Source organism: Amycolatopsis coloradensis, from assembly GCF_037997115.1.
GTDB lineage: Bacteria > Actinomycetota > Actinomycetes > Mycobacteriales > Pseudonocardiaceae > Amycolatopsis > Amycolatopsis coloradensis_A.
In genome coordinates this window covers 4,075,208-4,091,408 of sequence record NZ_CP150484.1, presented here as the reverse complement: position 1 = coordinate 4,091,408, position 16,201 = coordinate 4,075,208, and the positions used below count along the sequence as shown (strand labels likewise).

Genomic DNA, 16,201 nt, shown 5'->3' with positions numbered 1-16,201 from the left:
TCTCCTACGGTTGGACGGAAAGGGCGCGAAGGTGGTCCACGGCAAGGCGCGCCGCCGTGCCGATCGAAGCGTCGACCGCGGGCAGGCGGTCGGCGAGGGATTCGGCGCGGGTGAACACCGCGACGGCGTACCGGCGACCGTCCACATCGGACACGACACCCGCTTCGTTGCGGACGGCGGGAAGCGTCCCGGTCTTGGCCGCGATCGCCACCCCGGCGGGGAAACCGGATGACATCCGGTGCGGCCAGATCTGCTGCGCCATGATCTTCCGCACGCGGTCGCAGGCGGCCGGGTCGCCGGCGCGGTCGGTCCAGATCGCGTCCAGCAACGCGGTGATCTCCCGCGGCGTCGACGACGTCGTGCGTTCCGGGTCGAGCACCGACAGCTTCCACAGCTGTTCGGGTGTGGCGGCGGCGAAGACGGCTTCCAGATCGTCGTCCGGTTTCGCGCCGAGATCGGCGATCACCGACGCGAAGAGGTCCTCGCAGCAGCCGATCAACCGGGTCCTGGCGAGCCCGAGGTCGGCGAGCACCCGATCGACGGCCTCCTGCCCGATCCGGTGGTAGACGAGGTCGGTCGCGGCGTTGTCGCTCATCGTCAGCATGAAATGGGCCAGGTCGCGCCAGCTCATCTCGACGTCGTCCGCACAGCCCGCGGTGCCGATCCCCCCGATCCGGTACCGGGCGGTGACCCGCGTCCGCTCGGTCTCGTCCAGCCGCCCGGCCACCACTTCCCTGGCGTAGGCGAGGGCGACCGGGATCTTGAACACCGACGCGAGCACGACCGGATCGTCCGCGCCCACGGCGACTTCGGGTCCGTCGGAGACGCCGATCTCCCGCGCGTGCAGGAATCCCCGCGCCCCGGCGGCCGCGAAGACGGCCTCGATCTCGTCGGCGATCCGGCTCACCGGCTCACCCGCCGGTCGGCGCGCCCGGTGTGGAGGTACAGCGCCCGGCCGTTGCCGTCGTCGCCGACGAACGCGTGCGGCATGTGCAGGCCGGGCAGCGTCTTGTAGGCAGCGACGAGCGTGTTGTCCTTGTAGGCCAGCAACTCCGTCTTCTCGGCTTCCCCGCCCGTAGCGGCCATGACCCCCTTCGGAACACGCTCGATCCACAGCCTGCCCTCGTCGTCCTGGCTGACCACGGTGTCGGCCACCCGCGACGAGTACTCGCCGACGTACCGGGACGGATCGGCCGGGGCCGCCGCCGCGTTCGGCTCCGGCAGGGCGGGGACCTCGACGTCGGCGAGGTCGCCCAGCACCTTCCGGAAGATGTCCGCGTACAGGTGGAGCGGGTGGCCGCCGTTGGTCAGCAGGGCGACCGCGACGTTGCGGCCCGGGACCACCCGCAGGAAGGCCGACTGGCCGATGGTGCCGCCGTCGTGGCCGATCACCGGGCCTCCCGGCCAGTCGAAGAGCATCCAGCCCAAGCCCCACGCCCCGCCCAGCAGGCCGAGGTCGGGCAGCTCGACCTGACGCTCCCACATCGATCGCACGGTTTCCGGCCGGAGCACCTGGGTGCCGTCGTCGGCCCTGCCTTCGGACAGGTGCATCCGCGTGAAGGTGAGCAGGTCGCGCGGGCGCATCGAGAGCATCGATCCGGCAGGGGCGTTCGACCGGGCCAGTGCCCAGACTCCGGCGGGCCGCGGTTCGTCGCCGGGTGACGGCGGGAGATGCCCGATCGCGGCGCGGTACCGGATCGCGTCGTACGGCCCGGCGGCCGCGTGCGTCAGTCCCAGCGGGGCGAAGAGATGGTCACGCAGGCAGTCGTCGTAGGACTTGCCCCGCAGCACCTCGACGACGCGGCCGAGCACGCAGTAGGCGGCGTTGTTGTAGGAGAACATCTCCCCCGGCGGGAACAACTGGGGCACGTCGGACAGCGTCGCGACCAGCTTCTCCACGCAGTCGTCGCCGACGCCGGTGTCGGTGAAGATGTCGCCTTCGAAACCGGACGTGTGGCAGGTCAGCTGCCGGACGGTGATCCGCGACGCCGCGTCGTCGTCGGCGAGGACGAACTCCGGCAGGTAGCTCCGGACCGGCTGGTCGAGGTCGAGGAGGCCTTCGTCGACGAGCTGCATCGCCAGCGTCGTCGTCCACACCTTCGTGATCGAGCCGATCTGGAACACCGAATCCACTGTGGACTCGACGCCGGTGTCCTTGTTCAGCACGCCCGCCGCGTGGTCGATCACCTCGCCCCCGGCGAGGACCGCGACGGCCGCGCCGGGAACCCCGTGTTCGGCCAGCAGGGCGGAAAGGTTCTGGCCCAACCAGGCGTCGATTTCGGAAAGTTTCGCCATGTTCCACCTCGTGTCCGGGAAAGCGTCGGCCGCAGTTTCCGGGATGCTATGCCGGTGACCGGCGTCACCGATTCGTGCGGAACGACGAGAGCGGCGGAAAAGTTCATCCGGGCTTACGAATCAATCCGGCCAGGTCCGGTGACCGGGACCATCGCAAGTCCTAAGAGGACGGTTCGCGACAGGCGGCCACTCACGTCCAGCCGCGCCTGACTATGCTGCAATTGATAACCACTGTTTATCAATAGGCTGGAACCAAGTCTTTGTCTTCGATGATTCCGCTTCGTACCGTGAACGGATCGGCGGCAGAGGCAACGGAGGGAGGCGTCTCATGGAACTTCGTCACCTGCGCTACTTCGTCACCGTCGCCGAGACCTGTCACTTCGGCCGGGCGGCCGAGCAGCTGCACGTCGCGCAGCCGGCGCTCTCGCACACCATCCGCCAGCTGGAGGAGGAACTCGGCGTCGTCCTGCTGGCTCGGACGACCCGGCAGGTCCGCGTGACACCGGCAGGCGAGTTCTTCCTGGCCGAAGCCCGGCGCGTCCTCGCGGGGCTGGACGGGGGAGTACGCGGTGTCCGCCGGATCGGCGAGGGCAAACGCGGCCTGCTCCGGGTCGGGTTCACCGGTACCGCGGCGTTCTCCCATCTGCCGCGGCTGGCCAGGGCGCTCGCCCAGCGGGTGCCGGACGTGGAGCTGGAGATCCGCGCCGATCTCCTGACCGCCGAGCAGTGCGAGCGCCTGCGCACGGGGACGCTGGGAATCGGGGTGCTCCGCCCGCCGGTCACCGGGGACGACATCGCCTTCCGGGTGATCGAGCGCGAGCCGCTGGTCCTCGCCGTCCCCGCCGACCACCGGCTGGCCGCCGAACCCGTCGTCGCGATGGCGGAGCTGCGGACCGAACCGCTCGTGACCTACGACCGGCGCAACTCCGTCGTGTACGACGCCGTCGCCCGCAGCTGCCGGGAGGCGGGGCTCACGCCCCCTCAGCTGCACGAGGCCTCCGGGACCGCGGTCCTGCTGGCGCTGGTCGCCGGCGGCCTGGGGGTCGGCGTGGTGCCCGCTTCGGCCCGAGCGCTCCCCTTGGCCGGTGTCATGTTCCGAGACCTCGCCGGAGCGGCGACCGTGGAGCTGGCTCTGGCCTGGCACCGCGAAACCCCGTCCCCGCTCGTCACGACCGTCCTCGACGCGCTCGAGGACCTCTTTCCCACCACCGAGGGCACCTGATGAAGATCACGCGAGTCGAGGCGATCCCGTTCGCCATCCCGTACCGGAAGCCGTTGAAATTCGCGTCGGGCGAGGTGCACGTCGCCGAGCACGTCCTCGTGCGGGTGCACGCCGACAACGGCGTCGTCGGCGTGGCCGAAGCGCCCCCGCGGCCGTTCACCTACGGCGAGACCCAGGCTGGGATCGTCGCGGTGATCGACTCCCTGTTCGCCCCGCAGGTGATCGGCCTCAGCCTGCTCGACCGCGAAACGGTGCACACCCGGCTCGCCCGCACGGTCGGCAACCCGACCGCGAAATCCGCCATCGACATGGCGATCTGGGACGCGCTCGGCCGCAGCCTCGACGTGTCGGTCACCGAGCTGCTCGGCGGCTACACCGACCGCATGCGCGTGTCCCACATGCTCGGCTTCGACGAGCCGTCCGCGATGGTCGCCGAGGCCGAGCGGATGCGGGAAACCCACGGCATCACCACCTTCAAGGTCAAGGTCGGCCGTCGTCCGGCATCGCTCGACACCGCCGTCGTGCGCGCGCTGCGGGAGCACTTCGGCGACGCCGTCGACCTCTACGTCGACGGCAACCGCGGCTGGACCGCCGCCGAATCGGCTCGGGCGATGCGGGAGATGGCCGATCTCGGGCTGCTCTTCGCCGAGGAACTGTGCCCCGCCGACGACGTCCTCGGCAGGCGCTGGCTCGTGCGCCAGCTCGACGTGCCGTTCATCGCCGACGAATCCGCGGTGACCCCGGCCGACGTCACCCGCGAGATCCTCGGCGGCTCCGCCACCGCGATCAGCATCAAGACCGCCCGCACCGGCTTCACCCGCTCGCAGCGCACCCACCACCTCGCCGAAGGACTCGGCCTCGAAGTCGTGATGGGCAACCAGATCGACGGCCAGCTCGGTTCCCTGTGCACGGTCGCGTTCGGCTCGGCCTACGAGCTGACGTCCCGCCGCCCCGGCGAACTCTCGAACTTCCTCGACATGAGCGACGACCTGCTCACCGAGCCGTTGCGTGTCGTCGATGGCGAACTCACCGTCCGCCCCGGCGCCGGCCTCGGTGCCGAAATCGATCCCGGGAAGCTCCGGCACTACCGCCAGGACCACTGACGCCCACCACGAATCAAGGAGGATTCATGACCGCCATCTCCCAGACGGCCACCGCGGCCGCGTCCGGTGCCAACGCGACCGAACGGTTCAAGAGCGACAAGTTCACCGGCGTCGCCGGAACGCCGAAGGAGCGGGTCAGCCTGCTGGCCCGTGAGGTGCTGGAAGCCGTGCACGGCACGATCCGGAAGCACAAGGTCACCTACGACGAGTACAACGCGCTCAAGTCGTGGCTGATCGGCGTCGGCGAGGACGGCGAGTGGCCGCTGTTCCTCGACGTCTGGGTGGAGCACGTCGTCGAAGAGGTCGCCACCGAGCACCGCGAGGGCAACAAGGGCACCATCGAGGGGCCCTACTACGTGCCCGGCGCGCCCGAGCAGGGCGCCCGCGGTCCGGTCCCGATGCGGGACGACGAGCCCGGTACGCCGCTCGTCTGGACCGGTCAGGTCACCTCCACCGACGGCACGGCGCTGAGCGGGGCGAAGGTCGAGCTGTGGCACGCCGACGCGGACGGCTTCTACTCCCAGTTCGCGCCGGGCATCCCGGAGTGGAACCTGCGCGCGAGCTTCACCGCCGACTCCGATGGCAGGTTCGAGATCCACACCGTGCGCCCGGCGCCGTACCAGATCCCGACCGACGGCTCCTGCGGCAAGCTCATCGCCGCGGCGGGCTGGCACGCGTGGCGTCCGGCGCATCTGCACGTCAAGGTCTCGGCCCCGGGGCACGAACTGCTCACGGCCCAGCTGTACTTCCCCGGCGACGAGCACAACGACGACGACATCGCTTCGGCGGTCAAACCGGAACTGGTGCTCGACCCGCGCCCGTCCGGCGATGGCGAGACCATCGAGTACGGCTTCGTCCTCGACCCCGAACGTCCCTGATCAGTGTCTCTTTTGGAGTGACCGATGCTCTACCACGTGCGCATGGACGTTCGCCTGCCGCCGGACCTCGGCCCGGCGGAGCGTGCCGACCTCATCACGCGCGAAAAGGCGTACAGCCAACAGCTTCAACGTGAAGGAAAGTGGCCGCAGTTGTGGCGGATCGCGGGCGAGTACGCGAACTTTTCGATCCTCGACGTCGCCGACCACGACGAGCTGCACACGCTTCTGTCCGGCCTGCCGCTTTTCCCGTACATGGACATCACGGTCACGCCGCTGGCGACACACCCGTCCAAGGTCGGTCTCTGAGGATCAGTCGGCTCTCTTCGCGAAGAGGGGCCCCTTCGAAAAGATCATCCCGATGCCGAAGCCCAGCACCGAGATCCCGAACATGATGAGTATGAAGCCGCCGATCTTCGCCTCGGCGTCGGTGTCCGGGCTGCGCGCCGACTTCGAGGAACGGGCGACCACGGCGTCCGGATCGGCGATCGCGTCGACCCCTACGTAGAACAACGCGATCGAGGCGAGGATCAGGAAGATGCCGCCGGCGATGCGCTTGCCGGTCCGGCGCGGTGGAGCGGCGCCTTGGCTGTCCTCAGTGGAGTTGGGCTCTGACATGGGCTGCAAGATATCAGCGGCCGCCGACGAACGTGAGGTGAGAACGGCGACGCAGGCGGAAGCCCGAGGCGAGGGCGACCGTGCCGAGCAGGAGCACGAAGGCCGCCACGCCGTGCGCGACACCTCGGGTCAGGTAGCCGATGTCGGTGTGGTCGATGGCGTAGGTGCCGATCTCACGGCTCGACCAGAACGGCAGCAGGCGCGCGATCAGGCTCGACGGATCGGCCATCATCTGCAGGCCGACGACCGCCAGCAGCACGAGCGTGCCTTCGAGTTCCCTGGGCAGCACCGCACTGAGCAAGAGCCCGAACGGCGCCGACACGGCGACCGTCAGCACCATGACCAAGGCGACCGAGCCGTACCGGACGTCGTGCTGGTCGACGAGGATCAGCACGAAGTACGGCGCGGACAACAGGAATCCGACCGTCCACAGTGCACTCAAGCGACCGAGGTACAGGTCGCGGGAGCGGTAACCCGAAAGCCGCAGCCGGGGCTCCATGGCCCGGCTCGCGCTGCCCGCGAACAGCGCGGCGGTGCTCAGCGCCCAGCCGAGGCCGAGGCAGACGAACCGGATCGACTGTCCGAGGTGGTCACCGCGCCTGCTCAAATAGAACACCAGCGGCAGCAGCAGGAGGATCAGCAGGACCGACCGGCGCCGCAGCAGTTCGCGCAGCGACATCTCGGCGACCGTCAGGATCTTCTTCACGCGACAGCCTTCCTGGCCGGGGAGAGTTCGAGGACGGTGTCGACGCGGTCCAACTGGTTCAACAGGTGGGTCACCACCACGATCGCCTTGCCCGCTTCGCGCCATTGCCAGACCTGATGCCAGAAGTCGAGGTAGGTGCCCTTGTCGAAACCCTGGTAGGGCTCGTCGAGCAGGAGTACGTCCGGGTCGCCGAGCCCGGCGAGCACGAGGTTCAGTTTCTGCCTGGTCCCGCCGGAAAGGTGCCGGGCCTGCGTGCCACGTCCGGGCGTCCAGTCCAGCGCCGCGGCACGGGCGGCGCCGATCCGTGCCGACTCTTCGCGGGCCATCCCGCGGCCTGCGCCGATCAACACGAAATGCTCACCGGCGTCGAGGAAATCCGCCGTGCCGCCGTCCTGTGGGCAGTAGCCGAGTGCGCCGCGCACGCGGACCTCGCCCTTGTCCGGCGCGATGATCCCGGCGCAGATACTCAGGAAGGTGCTCTTGCCACAGCCGTTCGCCCCGATCACCGCGGCGATCTCGCCCGAGCGCACCACGAGGTCGACACCGTCCAGCACCGTCCGCCTGCCGTATTTCTTCGTGATGCCCCTGGCTTCCAGCAGCACTTCGCCCGGCCGACGCCGGGGACGTCCCACACTGTCGGCCACGGCCGAGGCGTACGCGGCGGGTGGCCCGAAGACCCGGATCGGGTCTCCGCCGCTTTCCCGCAGATGCACGGCCGCCTCCGCGACCACTTGCCGCGCCGCGTCCCCGCCGACGCCCCGGCGACGCAGTTCGTGCGTCAGCGCGGAAAGCCATCCGTCGTGGTTCATCTTCCCTCCCGCAAGATCGAGGCCACCCCGGCGGAGAACTCCTGCCAGTCGGAGGTGGCGTGCCGCAGTGTTTCCCGGCCTTCCGCGGTGATCCGGTAGTACTTGCGCGCGGGCCCGGCCGTCCCGTCCCGCCAGCTCGCGGTGACCAGGCCGAACCGCTGCAACCGCAGCAGCACCGGATACAGCGTGCCGCCCTGGATGGGGCCCAGCCCGGCGGCGTCGAGCGACTGGGCCAGCTCGTAGCCGTAGGACTCGCGCTCGGCGACCAGCGCCAGCACGCACGGCGCCAGCACCCCCCTCAGCCACTGGCCTCGCCGGTCCTGATCCACGCCGAGCAATGTAGCAGTCCTACCTAGATAGCACTACAAGCTAGTCCTGTCTCTGTGCTCGGAGCCGGATCTCGCGTGTCTCGGGACGGATGACACGGGGTGGAGCGAGTTGCGCCTCCAGTCACGCGAGATCCGTCTCCGATCACGCGAGTTCGGCCGCGAGGCGAGGCCGTGGTTTCGTTTGCGCGGCACCAAGCCCGGGTATGCGGCGGCATGCCAGAAGTCGCCGCCGTCGCCGCGGAGATAGACCTCGAAATCATGGGATCCATCCCCGAACCACGCCACCGTCTGCGAGGAAAACGGCCGGAACGAGCGTCGTCGTGAACCGGGCGGCAGTACTGCTGGGGCTGGGTCTCGGCGGCTTCGTCGACGGTATCTTCGCCCATCAGATCCTGGGCTGGCATCACCTGCTCTCGAGCTGGTATCCCCCGGTCACCCCCGCGAATCTGCAGCTCAACATGGTGGGTGACGGATTTTTCCACCTGCTGTGCTTGATCTTCGTGGTCCTCGGTGTGGTGCTGCTGAACCGGGGTGATCGCCTGGCTCCCCGGAGGCTCTGGGGTGGGCTGGCGGTCGGCTGGGGCGTGTTCAACCTCGTCGAGGGCACCGTCGACCATCTGATCCTCGGCGTGCACCACGTCCGCGCCGGTCCCGGCCAGCTGGCGTACGACCTCGGTTTCCTGCTGCTCGGCGTCTTCCTGGTGGTGATCGGTGTACTGCTTTCCCGATCGGCTCCCTCGCCCGCGCGCGACTGAGCCGGGTTCGGACCGTGGGCGCGGGGTACCCGGCGGCATGGACAGATTCCTGAGCATCTACCTCAACGACCAGCTCGCGATGGGCGTCGCCTGGCGGGAACTGGCTCGCCGGTCCCGGAAGGCGAATCAGGGCACCGAAGTGGGTGAGGCGCTGACCCGCGTCGCGTCGGGCATCGCCGAAGACGTCGAGACCTTCCGGGACATCATGCGCGAACTGGGAATCCGGCGGAATCCCGTCAAGAGCACGCTGACCGCGCTGGCGGAGCGCGCCGGTCGGCTCAAGCCCAACGGACGGCTGAGGAGCTATTCCCCGTTGAGCCGCTTCGAAGAACTCGAATTCCTGATCATGGGTATCGAGGGCAAGAAGCAGTTGTGGGAAACGCTGGACCGCCTCGCGGGACTGCGCTCGCGCCTGCCCGGCGTCGACTTCGCGCGGCTGATCGAGCGGGCCGGGGAACAGCGCGCCCTTCTCGAGCCACACCGCGTCCGGGCGGGAACCGAGGTCCTCCAAGGCTGAGGTCGCACGCCGGCCACGTTTTCCGTGCGGAGCGGGGGTACCACCGGCTGGTGACAGACAGGCGTGCGGAGTCGCCAGGTGCCGACCGTGGCGCTGGACGGCGCCACACTCGTCGTCTCCCCGCTGGTCGCCCTGCAGAACGACCAGATGGACGGCATCGAGGACAGCGAGGCGGAATACCTGTTCCTCTTCCCCGAACAGCCGGCCAAAGAAAATGTGGCCGAGTCGGGCCTCTCGCTGCTCGTCGTGACGAAGCTCATTGCGTTCCGCGTGGGGCCACGATTTCCGGCCCGGCCATCTCCGGCTGGCGCCGGTGAATTCGCCGTCGACACCGCCGTCCGGCACGCCGAATGGGGCGAGGTGTGGTGATGTCGGTGGACCGGGACCGGCTGACGATCTTGTTCGACGACAACGGCTGCAAGACCCTTGCCCGGTCCGCCGTCGACGAGCACGATCTGCTCTCCACCGACGAGACCTCTTGACACACTTCGCGAATAGGAAATGGACATCGTGGGTATTCAGTGCCATGACGCCGGCGGCCATGGGGCGCGGTCGACGAGGAAGGAGTAGATCGTGTATCGACATACTCCAGACCCGAGCATGGAGAGGAGCGACTCCGACGCCGACGTGGCTGATACGGGGTCCGGAGCCGTCCTGGGCGCACCGATCGACACCGCCGTGAGGTCGGCTTTCGAGGAGCTCGTTCCGGCACAGGCAGGCGAAGCCGCCCTGCTCCGCCGGAAACTGAGGGACTGGCTGGACGCGTTGCCCATCGACGCGAACAGCAAGTACGACATCACCATCGCCACGTACGAGGCGATGGCCAACACGGCGGTGCACGCCTACCCCGGCAGGCGAGGCTGGGTCCGCCTTTATGCCGACTGGGCGGGTGACGCGATCACGGTCACGGTGACCGATACGGGGGACGGCATCCCCGCGGCGCGGTCGCGTACGGACAAGCCCGCTTCCGGTGGCCGTGGCCTGAGCCTGATCGACGAGGTCACCGACCAGATGACCATCGACACCGGTGCGCACGGCACGCGGGTGGCCATGGTGTGGCGGCCTGCCGCGCTCCGCCAGAACACGGCCTCCTGACCGGACCGCCCTAGCGCGTCCCCACCGAGACGGCGTGACTCGGACCCGGGCCCGAAAGCGGAGTCGGCCCGAACCAGTCGAGGCAGACCACCATCGCGTCGTCCTCGGCCTGCTCGCCGTGGCGGCGGGTGGTGAGTTCCCTCAGCACGGAGCCCGGGACGTGGGCGGCGGGCAGATCGGCGGTCGCGACGACCGCCTCGGCGAGTTCGCGTTCCCCGTAGCGTTCACCGTGCGGCCCGGCCGCGTCGTAGACGCCGTCACTGACGAACACGAACCGGTCCCCGTCGACGGCCTGGAATCGCTGGGCGGTGTAGAGCGTGTCCTCGAACGTGCCGAGCGGCAGCTGGTCGTCGAAGTGGACCTGCTCGGCTTTTCCGTCCCGCAGCCGCCACAAGCGCGGCGATCCCGCGTCGACGACGTCGGCCGTTCCGGTGGCGAGGTCGAACTCCAGCAGCAACGCCGAGACGTGCTGCGCGCCGCGATAGTGCGCGTAGAGCGCCTGGTCGGCGAGTTCGGCCTGGGCGTCGAGGGCGACTCCGGCGCGGCGGGCGTTGCGCAGCGCGTTGACGGCGAGATTGGTCAGCAGCGCGGCTTCGCTGCCCTCCCCCATGCCGTTGATGAGCGTGACGGCGAGTTTGTGAGCGGAGGCGGACCAATCGAAGCAGTCGCCGTAGATGGCGTACGCGGGTTCGAGCTGGCCGCCCAGCGCGAATTCGGCGCGCGTGCAGGCCCGGCCGGGCAGGAGCTGCCATTGCATCTCCGCGGCCAGCGTCAGCCGGGAGGAACGCCGGGCCTGGATGTAGAGATCGGTGTCGCGGTCGGCGACGAACAGTTCGTGCGCCAGCGCTTCGGCGAACCGCTCGAGTTCGGCCCACACCGGTGGTTCCGGCTCCTCGGGCAGGGTCACCGCGAGGATCCCGAGCCGGTCACCGCGGACGCTGACCGGCAGGTACCCGGTCACGCTCGCGCCGTCGTGGTCGAACGTGGCGGCCTGCGTGACGAAGGCCGCCCCCGGCGTCGTGCCCTCGACCGGGATCGGGTCCGACGTGTAGGGCAGCGTGCTCACCCGGCACAGCTCGGTGAGGGCGTAATCGGCCATCAGGAGCTCGACCGCCCGCGCCCCGAAATGCTCGGAAAGCGCCGAGCGCAGGGCGGCGGGCAGGTCGTGAGGAGGGACGCCCCGCAAAAGACGCTCCACCGCCAGGGATCTGTCCAACGCCCCGCCTCCCGCTCACCGGATCGCGCACCGGGCAGGCACACGTTGAGTCTGTTGAGTCTGCGCCGCCCCGGCGTGCCGGTCTACGGCGATTCGCGTGAGCTGTGCTGCAGGAACGAGCATAAGGATGCCAGAGTGGACACCGTGGATCGGTCCCGCGAGCAGCCAACCCCGGACGGGACGGCTGCGGTGTACGACCTGCCCGGCCTCGTCGAGCTCGTGGTCGAGCGGATGCAGGACGTCTCCCCGCGGCCGCTGTCCACCGCCCAGCTACGCGCGGTGATCGCCCTGGACCACCACGACGGGCTGAACCTGCGCACCCTGGCCGAGTTGCTCGGCTCGACCCCGCCACTGGTGAGCCGTCTCTGCGACCGGCTCGAAGCGGTCGGTTTCCTCGAACGCCTGCCGAGCACCCGCAGCCGCCGCGAACTCATGTTGCGGTTGAGCGAGCGCGGGCGCGGGTACCTGCGGGAGATCCGCGCCCGGCGGCGGGAGAACGTCGAGGCGGTACTCGAGAAGATGACCCCCGCCGGGAGGGCCGCGCTGGCCGCCGGACTGCGGGAATACCACGCCGCCGGCACCGGGGACGAGGTCGGCCGCGGGGCGCCGTGAGGCCCCGCTGTTGCGGGGGTACCCTCTCAACTGTTGTCATACGACAATAGTTCACCGGCGCACAGCAGAGCGCGCCCCAAACCGCAGGAGGACAACGGTGCTGGGGACGGACGATGCCCCCGTTCGGGAGCTGCTGACGCGGGCCCTCGACGACGACCACGCCACGCTGGTGGGCGAATGGGTCCATCGGCAGCTCGAGCCGCCCGCCGTGGCGCACACCGAGCAGGATCTCCGCCGCGAGGCCGCCGAACTGCTGGAAGCGCTGCGTGCCGCACTGGGCACGACGATGCCCGCCGACCGGATCGTGGCGCGGGACGGCGCGGTCCGTGACGCGCTGACTTCGCTGTCGGAGCGCCGGGCCCGCGCGGGCGCCGAACCGTCGGCCACCGCCATGGCGATCCTGTCGCTCAAACGCATGATGCTGGTCGCCGTCGAGCGGCACACCGACGACGCGGAACTGCGCTACCGGGCGGCGCTGCTGGTCAGCGAACTGCTCGACAGCGCCGGCATGCTGACCTTCGCGGTCTACGCCACCGGGCGCGAACAGATCATTCGCCAGCAGCACAACCAGATGCTCGAACTGTCCACCCCGGTCGTACGGCTGTGGCGCCACGTGCTGGCGGTGCCGCTGATCGGCACCCTCGACAGCGCGCGCACGCAGGTCGTGATGAACAACCTCCTCGAGGCGATCCAGACCCACGAAGCCCGGGTCGCGATCATCGACATCACCGGCGTGCCGACCGTCGACACCGCGGTGGCCCAGCACCTGTTGCAGACCGTCAGCGCGGTCCGGCTCATGGGCGCGGAATGCGTCGTCAGCGGCATCCGGCCGTCGATCGCGCAGACCATCACCCAGCTGGGCATCGACCTGTCGCATATCGTCACCCGCGGCTCCCTCGCCGACGCGCTGGCCACCGCGATGCGGCTCATCGGCGACGGCACCCACGCGGGCGCGGTGACGGAGTGAGCGCCGAGGCGGGACTGCCGATCCTGCGGCTCGGCGACATCCTGCTCACCGGCCTGCTCAGCGACCTGGACGACAAGACCGCCCTGCGGTTCACCGAAGAGCTCACCACCCGCATCTCCGACGAAGGCATCCGCGGCGTCATCATCGACATCTCACGGCTGGAGATCATCGACTCCTTCGTCGCGCGGGTCCTGATGCAGCTCGCCGACACCGGACGCCTGCTCGGCGCCACGATGATCGTCGCCGGGATGCGCCCCGCGGTCGCGATCACGCTGTCCGAACTCGGGCTCCAGCTCACCGGTGTCCGGACCGCGCTCAACGCGGAACAGGCGATGGAACTGCTGGGCTGGCGCCGCCCCGCCGAGGCGCCTCATGCTCCCTGACGAACTCACCGACCCCGGACGCGACGTTCCGCCCCTCGAACACGCCGTCCGCGCCGAAGAGGATCTGCTCACCGCCCGGCACGCCGTGCGGTCCAGCGCGGTCGCCGCGGGGTTCTCCATCGTCGACCAGACGAAGATCGTCACCGCGGCCAGCGAACTGGTTCGCAACGCCTACATCCACGGTGGCGGCGGAACCATGACGATCACCGTGCTCCGCGACGACCGCGGCCGGATCGGGTTGCGGCTGCGCGTCCGGGACGACGGGCCCGGCATCGCCGACGTCGACCAGGCGATGACCGACGGCTTCAGCACCGGCGCCGGGCTCGGGCACGGCCTCGGCGGCACACGCCGCCTCGTCGACGAATTCACCATCGACACCGCCCCCGGCCGCGGCACGACCATCACGATCACGCGCTGGAAGCCATGACCGGCATCGTGGTTCCCCCGCCCTCGCGCCACCTGCGCGTCGACCACGCCAGCGCCGTCTACGCCGCCGCACGGACCGCCCGTGAGACCGGGCGGGCAGGCGGGCTGCCCTCGGTACTCACCGAACGCGCGGCCGTCGTGACCTCCGAGCTGGCGGGGAACCTCGACCGGCACGCGATCAACGGTTCGATCGTCGTGCAGCCGCCCGCGATCGGGCTCGGCATCGACGTCCTCGCCGCCGACGACGGCCCGGGGATGGCCGACGTCGGACATTGGCTGCTCGACGGCAACACCACCACCGGCACGCTCGGCACCGGCCTCGGCGCGGTCGGCAGGATGGCCACCGTCTTCCGGATCCGCTCGGCGCCCCGGTCCGGCACCCTCGCCGCGGCCCGGATCCTCCTCCCCGGGACACCGGCCGGACCCGCCGCCGCGGTCGGGCATTTCTGCCTCCCCCGCGATGGGGAAGACCACTGCGGTGACGCCATCGCCCTCGCCGAACTGACCGGCGGCTGGGCCGCGGTCGTCGTCGACGGCCTCGGGCACGGGCCCGACGCCGCCGAAGCCGCCGACGCGGCGATCCGCGTGTTCCGCCAGAACCCCGACCGCCCGTTCCCCCATCAGCTGGCGACCATGCACCGCGCCCTGCGCACCACCCGCGGCGCCGCCGTCGCGCTCGCCCGGATCGCGGCGGGCAGGCTCGAATTCTGCGGAGTCGGCAACGTCAGCGGCACGACGATCAGCGCGGACGGCCGGTCGCGACTGCTGCTCAGCATCCCCGGTGTCGTCGGCTACGCCCTGCCCGCCGCTCAAGTCCGGCACACCGCGCTCACCGCCGGCGACCTCGTCGTACTGCACACCGACGGCGTCGACCACACCTGGCGCACACCGGCGAACGCGACGCAGCCGTCGAACGCGCTGCTCCTCGCCGCCGATCTCTCCCACCGTCACCGCAACCCCCGCGACGACGCCGCCATGATCGCCCTCCACCCGGACCAGCTCGACTGATGCATCCACACCTCGCCCGGCTCCGCCGCCGCCTCCGCGCCGCCTGCGCCGTAGCCGGCGTCCCCGTCGAAGACCGCGCCCGTCTCGTCATGGCCGCGACGCTGCTCGCCGAACCGGCCTTCGGCACGGGCACGGAAGTCACGCTCGAAACCACCACCACCGACGGTCTCCTCGCGGTCACCGTCCGGCTCCCCCACCCGGTCGAACGACCGCGGCGCAACACCCTCCCGCTGCTGCCCTACGCCGAAGACGGCACGAGCCTCACCTGGCACCTCCCCACGGGAGCCGTCCGGCATCCCGTCCCGGCCGGCGACGACCAGGCCACCGACGAGGAAACCCTCGCGCTCATCGCCCGCGCCGACGCGCTCGCGCAGGAACAGCGGGAGCTCAAACACGAACTCGCCGAAACCAACAGCGGCGTGCTGGCCATGTACATCGAACTCGAACAGCGCGACGAACAACTCCGCCGCGCGCATTCCGTCATCTTCCGCGAACTCGAAGACGCGCTACGGCCCGGCCCGCCCGCCGTGCCGGGGCTCGAACTGGCCGTCCACTACTCGCCGACCGACCAGGACTCCCCCACCGGCGGCGACCTCTACGACTGGTTCGTCCTTCCCGGCGGTCAGCTGCACATCACCCTCGTCGACGCAGTCGGGCACGGTGTCACCTCTACCCGCCATGCCCTCACCGTCACCCACGCGATCCGCACCCTCGCGCTGGAAGGCCACCCCTTCCGCGACCTCATCGCCCGTACCGCGCGCACCCTCGCCACGATCGAGCCCGACCTCATGGCGACCGTGATCCTCGCCAGGATCGACCCCGCGACCGGCGAACTGACCCTCGCCAACGGCAGCCACCCCGCTCCCGTGCTGGCCACTGTGGACGGTCGAGCGCGGCTGCTGCGCTCCCCGGTCGTCGGCCGCGGGATCGGCTTCCCCGATCCCGGCAGCCCCGAACTCCGCCACCACACCCTCGACCACGGGGACACCCTGCTCCTCTACACCGACGGCCTCGTCGAAAGCCGCAAGGACTATCTCGAAGGCCAAGACCGGCTCCTGGATCTCGCCCCCGCGTACGCCACCCTCCCCATCACCGAGCTTCCCCGGGAACTGGCCGGCCGGATGCACGACGTCGTCCTGCACGCCGACGACACCGTCGTCCTCGCCGTCCGACGGCCACTTCCCGGGGGGAGCCTCAGCAGGCAGGCGGAGTGAACGTCCCGTTCTGCGCGACGACGTCACCGATATCCGCGAAGCCCACGTGAT

General features: G+C 70.0%; 21 protein-coding genes. 14 read left to right on the top strand and 7 right to left on the bottom strand.

Going from position 1 to position 16,201, the window contains the following annotated elements:
* Nucleotides 1-4 precede the first annotated feature (4 nt).
* Nucleotides 5-907: a serine hydrolase gene (locus LCL61_RS19105; protein WP_340688092.1), complete on the bottom strand. Its 903-nt coding sequence runs from the start codon at nt 905-907 to the stop codon at nt 5-7.
* Nucleotides 904-2,295, bottom strand: a complete 1,392-nt coding sequence (locus tag LCL61_RS19100; protein ID WP_340688091.1) for a serine hydrolase domain-containing protein — start codon at nt 2,293-2,295, stop codon at nt 904-906. Before LCL61_RS19100 ends, LCL61_RS19105 begins: the two co-directional genes overlap by 4 nt.
* Nucleotides 2,296-2,623: 328 nt before the next feature.
* Between LCL61_RS19100 and LCL61_RS19095 the strand changes: the two genes are divergently transcribed.
* Genes LCL61_RS19095 through catC form a run of 4 tightly spaced genes read left to right on the top strand, consistent with a single transcriptional unit; the run spans nt 2,624 to nt 5,804 of the window.
* The gene (locus LCL61_RS19095; protein WP_340688090.1) at nt 2,624-3,517 is read left to right on the top strand and encodes a LysR substrate-binding domain-containing protein; all 894 of its coding nucleotides are present in this window, start codon (nt 2,624-2,626) and stop codon (nt 3,515-3,517) included.
* Complete coding sequence (locus LCL61_RS19090) at nt 3,517-4,620, top strand: mandelate racemase/muconate lactonizing enzyme family protein (protein WP_340688089.1); 1,104 nt, start codon at nt 3,517-3,519, stop codon at nt 4,618-4,620. The genes LCL61_RS19095 and LCL61_RS19090 overlap by 1 nt, the downstream gene beginning before the upstream one ends.
* 26 nt (nt 4,621-4,646) lie before the next feature.
* Nucleotides 4,647-5,498 (top strand): catechol 1,2-dioxygenase, encoded by an 852-nt coding sequence (catA, locus tag LCL61_RS19085; protein ID WP_340688088.1) that lies wholly within the window; start codon nt 4,647-4,649, stop codon nt 5,496-5,498.
* A gap of 24 nt (nt 5,499-5,522) precedes the next feature.
* Entirely contained in the window at nt 5,523-5,804 is a 282-nt protein-coding gene (catC, locus tag LCL61_RS19080; protein WP_340688087.1) for a muconolactone Delta-isomerase, read from the top strand.
* 3 nt (nt 5,805-5,807) lie between these two features.
* Here catC and LCL61_RS19075 read toward each other — a convergent pair whose 3' ends face one another.
* From LCL61_RS19075 to LCL61_RS19060, 4 genes are read right to left on the bottom strand one after another with little or no spacing between them, the layout of a single operon-like run.
* A complete protein-coding gene (locus tag LCL61_RS19075; protein ID WP_340688086.1) occupies nt 5,808-6,113 on the bottom strand; it encodes a hypothetical protein in 306 nt (101 codons plus the stop codon).
* A 13-nt stretch (nt 6,114-6,126) separates the two neighbouring features.
* Complete coding sequence (locus LCL61_RS19070) at nt 6,127-6,819, bottom strand: hypothetical protein (protein WP_125681845.1); 693 nt, start codon at nt 6,817-6,819, stop codon at nt 6,127-6,129.
* The gene (locus LCL61_RS19065) at nt 6,816-7,628 is read right to left on the bottom strand and encodes an ATP-binding cassette domain-containing protein (RefSeq protein ID WP_340688085.1); all 813 of its coding nucleotides are present in this window, start codon (nt 7,626-7,628) and stop codon (nt 6,816-6,818) included. The genes LCL61_RS19070 and LCL61_RS19065 overlap by 4 nt, the downstream gene beginning before the upstream one ends.
* A complete protein-coding gene (locus LCL61_RS19060; RefSeq protein ID WP_340688084.1) occupies nt 7,625-7,957 on the bottom strand; it encodes a PadR family transcriptional regulator in 333 nt (110 codons plus the stop codon). The genes LCL61_RS19065 and LCL61_RS19060 overlap by 4 nt, the downstream gene beginning before the upstream one ends.
* 320 nt (nt 7,958-8,277) lie before the next feature.
* On the opposite strand from LCL61_RS19060, the gene LCL61_RS19055 reads away from it, so the two are divergent.
* The 4 genes from LCL61_RS19055 (at nt 8,278) to LCL61_RS19040 (ending at nt 10,324) form a co-directional block, all read left to right on the top strand.
* A complete protein-coding gene (locus tag LCL61_RS19055; RefSeq protein ID WP_340688083.1) occupies nt 8,278-8,712 on the top strand; it encodes a DUF2243 domain-containing protein in 435 nt (144 codons plus the stop codon).
* A gap of 37 nt (nt 8,713-8,749) precedes the next feature.
* Nucleotides 8,750-9,229: a hypothetical protein gene (locus tag LCL61_RS19050; RefSeq protein ID WP_340688082.1), complete on the top strand. Its 480-nt coding sequence runs from the start codon at nt 8,750-8,752 to the stop codon at nt 9,227-9,229.
* An 87-nt stretch (nt 9,230-9,316) separates the two neighbouring features.
* Nucleotides 9,317-9,598 (top strand): hypothetical protein, encoded by a 282-nt coding sequence (locus LCL61_RS19045; RefSeq protein ID WP_340688081.1) that lies wholly within the window; start codon nt 9,317-9,319, stop codon nt 9,596-9,598.
* A 231-nt stretch (nt 9,599-9,829) separates the two neighbouring features.
* Nucleotides 9,830-10,324, top strand: a complete 495-nt coding sequence (locus tag LCL61_RS19040; protein ID WP_340688080.1) for an ATP-binding protein — start codon at nt 9,830-9,832, stop codon at nt 10,322-10,324.
* Nucleotides 10,325-10,334: 10 nt separating this feature from the next.
* On the opposite strand, the gene LCL61_RS19035 is transcribed toward LCL61_RS19040, so the two are convergent.
* Nucleotides 10,335-11,540 carry a PP2C family protein-serine/threonine phosphatase gene (locus tag LCL61_RS19035; protein ID WP_340688079.1) on the bottom strand — a complete coding sequence of 402 codons (1,206 nt, stop codon included), beginning with the start codon at nt 11,538-11,540 and terminating at the stop codon, nt 10,335-10,337.
* 135 nt (nt 11,541-11,675) lie between these two features.
* Here LCL61_RS19035 and LCL61_RS19030 point away from each other — a divergent pair, with 135 nt between their 5' ends.
* The 6 genes from LCL61_RS19030 to LCL61_RS19005 all read left to right on the top strand — a co-directional run bounded on the left by LCL61_RS19030 (nt 11,676) and on the right by LCL61_RS19005 (nt 16,150).
* Nucleotides 11,676-12,152, top strand: coding sequence for a MarR family transcriptional regulator (locus tag LCL61_RS19030; protein WP_340688078.1), 477 nt, complete (start codon nt 11,676-11,678; stop codon nt 12,150-12,152).
* Between the two features lie 97 nt (nt 12,153-12,249).
* Nucleotides 12,250-13,119, top strand: coding sequence for an STAS domain-containing protein (locus LCL61_RS19025; RefSeq protein WP_340688077.1), 870 nt, complete (start codon nt 12,250-12,252; stop codon nt 13,117-13,119).
* A complete protein-coding gene (locus LCL61_RS19020) occupies nt 13,116-13,502 on the top strand; it encodes an STAS domain-containing protein (protein ID WP_340688076.1) in 387 nt (128 codons plus the stop codon). The genes LCL61_RS19025 and LCL61_RS19020 overlap by 4 nt, the downstream gene beginning before the upstream one ends.
* Nucleotides 13,492-13,929 carry an anti-sigma regulatory factor gene (locus tag LCL61_RS19015; protein ID WP_340688075.1) on the top strand — a complete coding sequence of 146 codons (438 nt, stop codon included), beginning with the start codon at nt 13,492-13,494 and terminating at the stop codon, nt 13,927-13,929. Before LCL61_RS19020 ends, LCL61_RS19015 begins: the two co-directional genes overlap by 11 nt.
* Nucleotides 13,926-14,936 carry a SpoIIE family protein phosphatase gene (locus LCL61_RS19010; RefSeq protein WP_340688074.1) on the top strand — a complete coding sequence of 337 codons (1,011 nt, stop codon included), beginning with the start codon at nt 13,926-13,928 and terminating at the stop codon, nt 14,934-14,936. Before LCL61_RS19015 ends, LCL61_RS19010 begins: the two co-directional genes overlap by 4 nt.
* Nucleotides 14,936-16,150, top strand: coding sequence for a PP2C family protein-serine/threonine phosphatase (locus LCL61_RS19005; protein WP_340688073.1), 1,215 nt, complete (start codon nt 14,936-14,938; stop codon nt 16,148-16,150). Before LCL61_RS19010 ends, LCL61_RS19005 begins: the two co-directional genes overlap by 1 nt.
* The last annotated feature ends 51 nt before the right edge of the window (nt 16,151-16,201 follow it).

What these genes read in the sequence shown, in the direction of transcription:
- LCL61_RS19015 (WP_340688075.1), top strand. Translation starts at nt 13,492, where the DNA reads ATGCTCCCTGACGAACTCACCGACCCCGGACGCGACGTTCCGCCCCTC.
- LCL61_RS19050 (WP_340688082.1), top strand. Translation starts at nt 8,750, where the DNA reads ATGGACAGATTCCTGAGCATCTACCTCAACGACCAGCTCGCGATGGGC.
- LCL61_RS19095 (WP_340688090.1), top strand. Translation starts at nt 2,624, where the DNA reads ATGGAACTTCGTCACCTGCGCTACTTCGTCACCGTCGCCGAGACCTGT.
- LCL61_RS19040 (WP_340688080.1), top strand. Translation starts at nt 9,830, where the DNA reads ATGGAGAGGAGCGACTCCGACGCCGACGTGGCTGATACGGGGTCCGGA.
- LCL61_RS19090 (WP_340688089.1), top strand. Translation starts at nt 3,517, where the DNA reads ATGAAGATCACGCGAGTCGAGGCGATCCCGTTCGCCATCCCGTACCGG.
- catA (WP_340688088.1), top strand. Translation starts at nt 4,647, where the DNA reads ATGACCGCCATCTCCCAGACGGCCACCGCGGCCGCGTCCGGTGCCAAC.
- LCL61_RS19100 (WP_340688091.1), bottom strand. Translation starts at nt 2,295, where the DNA reads ATGGCGAAACTTTCCGAAATCGACGCCTGGTTGGGCCAGAACCTTTCC.
- catC (WP_340688087.1), top strand. Translation starts at nt 5,523, where the DNA reads ATGCTCTACCACGTGCGCATGGACGTTCGCCTGCCGCCGGACCTCGGC.
- LCL61_RS19065 (WP_340688085.1), bottom strand. Translation starts at nt 7,628, where the DNA reads ATGAACCACGACGGATGGCTTTCCGCGCTGACGCACGAACTGCGTCGC.
- LCL61_RS19075 (WP_340688086.1), bottom strand. Translation starts at nt 6,113, where the DNA reads ATGTCAGAGCCCAACTCCACTGAGGACAGCCAAGGCGCCGCTCCACCG.
- LCL61_RS19010 (WP_340688074.1), top strand. Translation starts at nt 13,926, where the DNA reads ATGACCGGCATCGTGGTTCCCCCGCCCTCGCGCCACCTGCGCGTCGAC.
- LCL61_RS19005 (WP_340688073.1), top strand. Translation starts at nt 14,936, where the DNA reads ATGCATCCACACCTCGCCCGGCTCCGCCGCCGCCTCCGCGCCGCCTGC.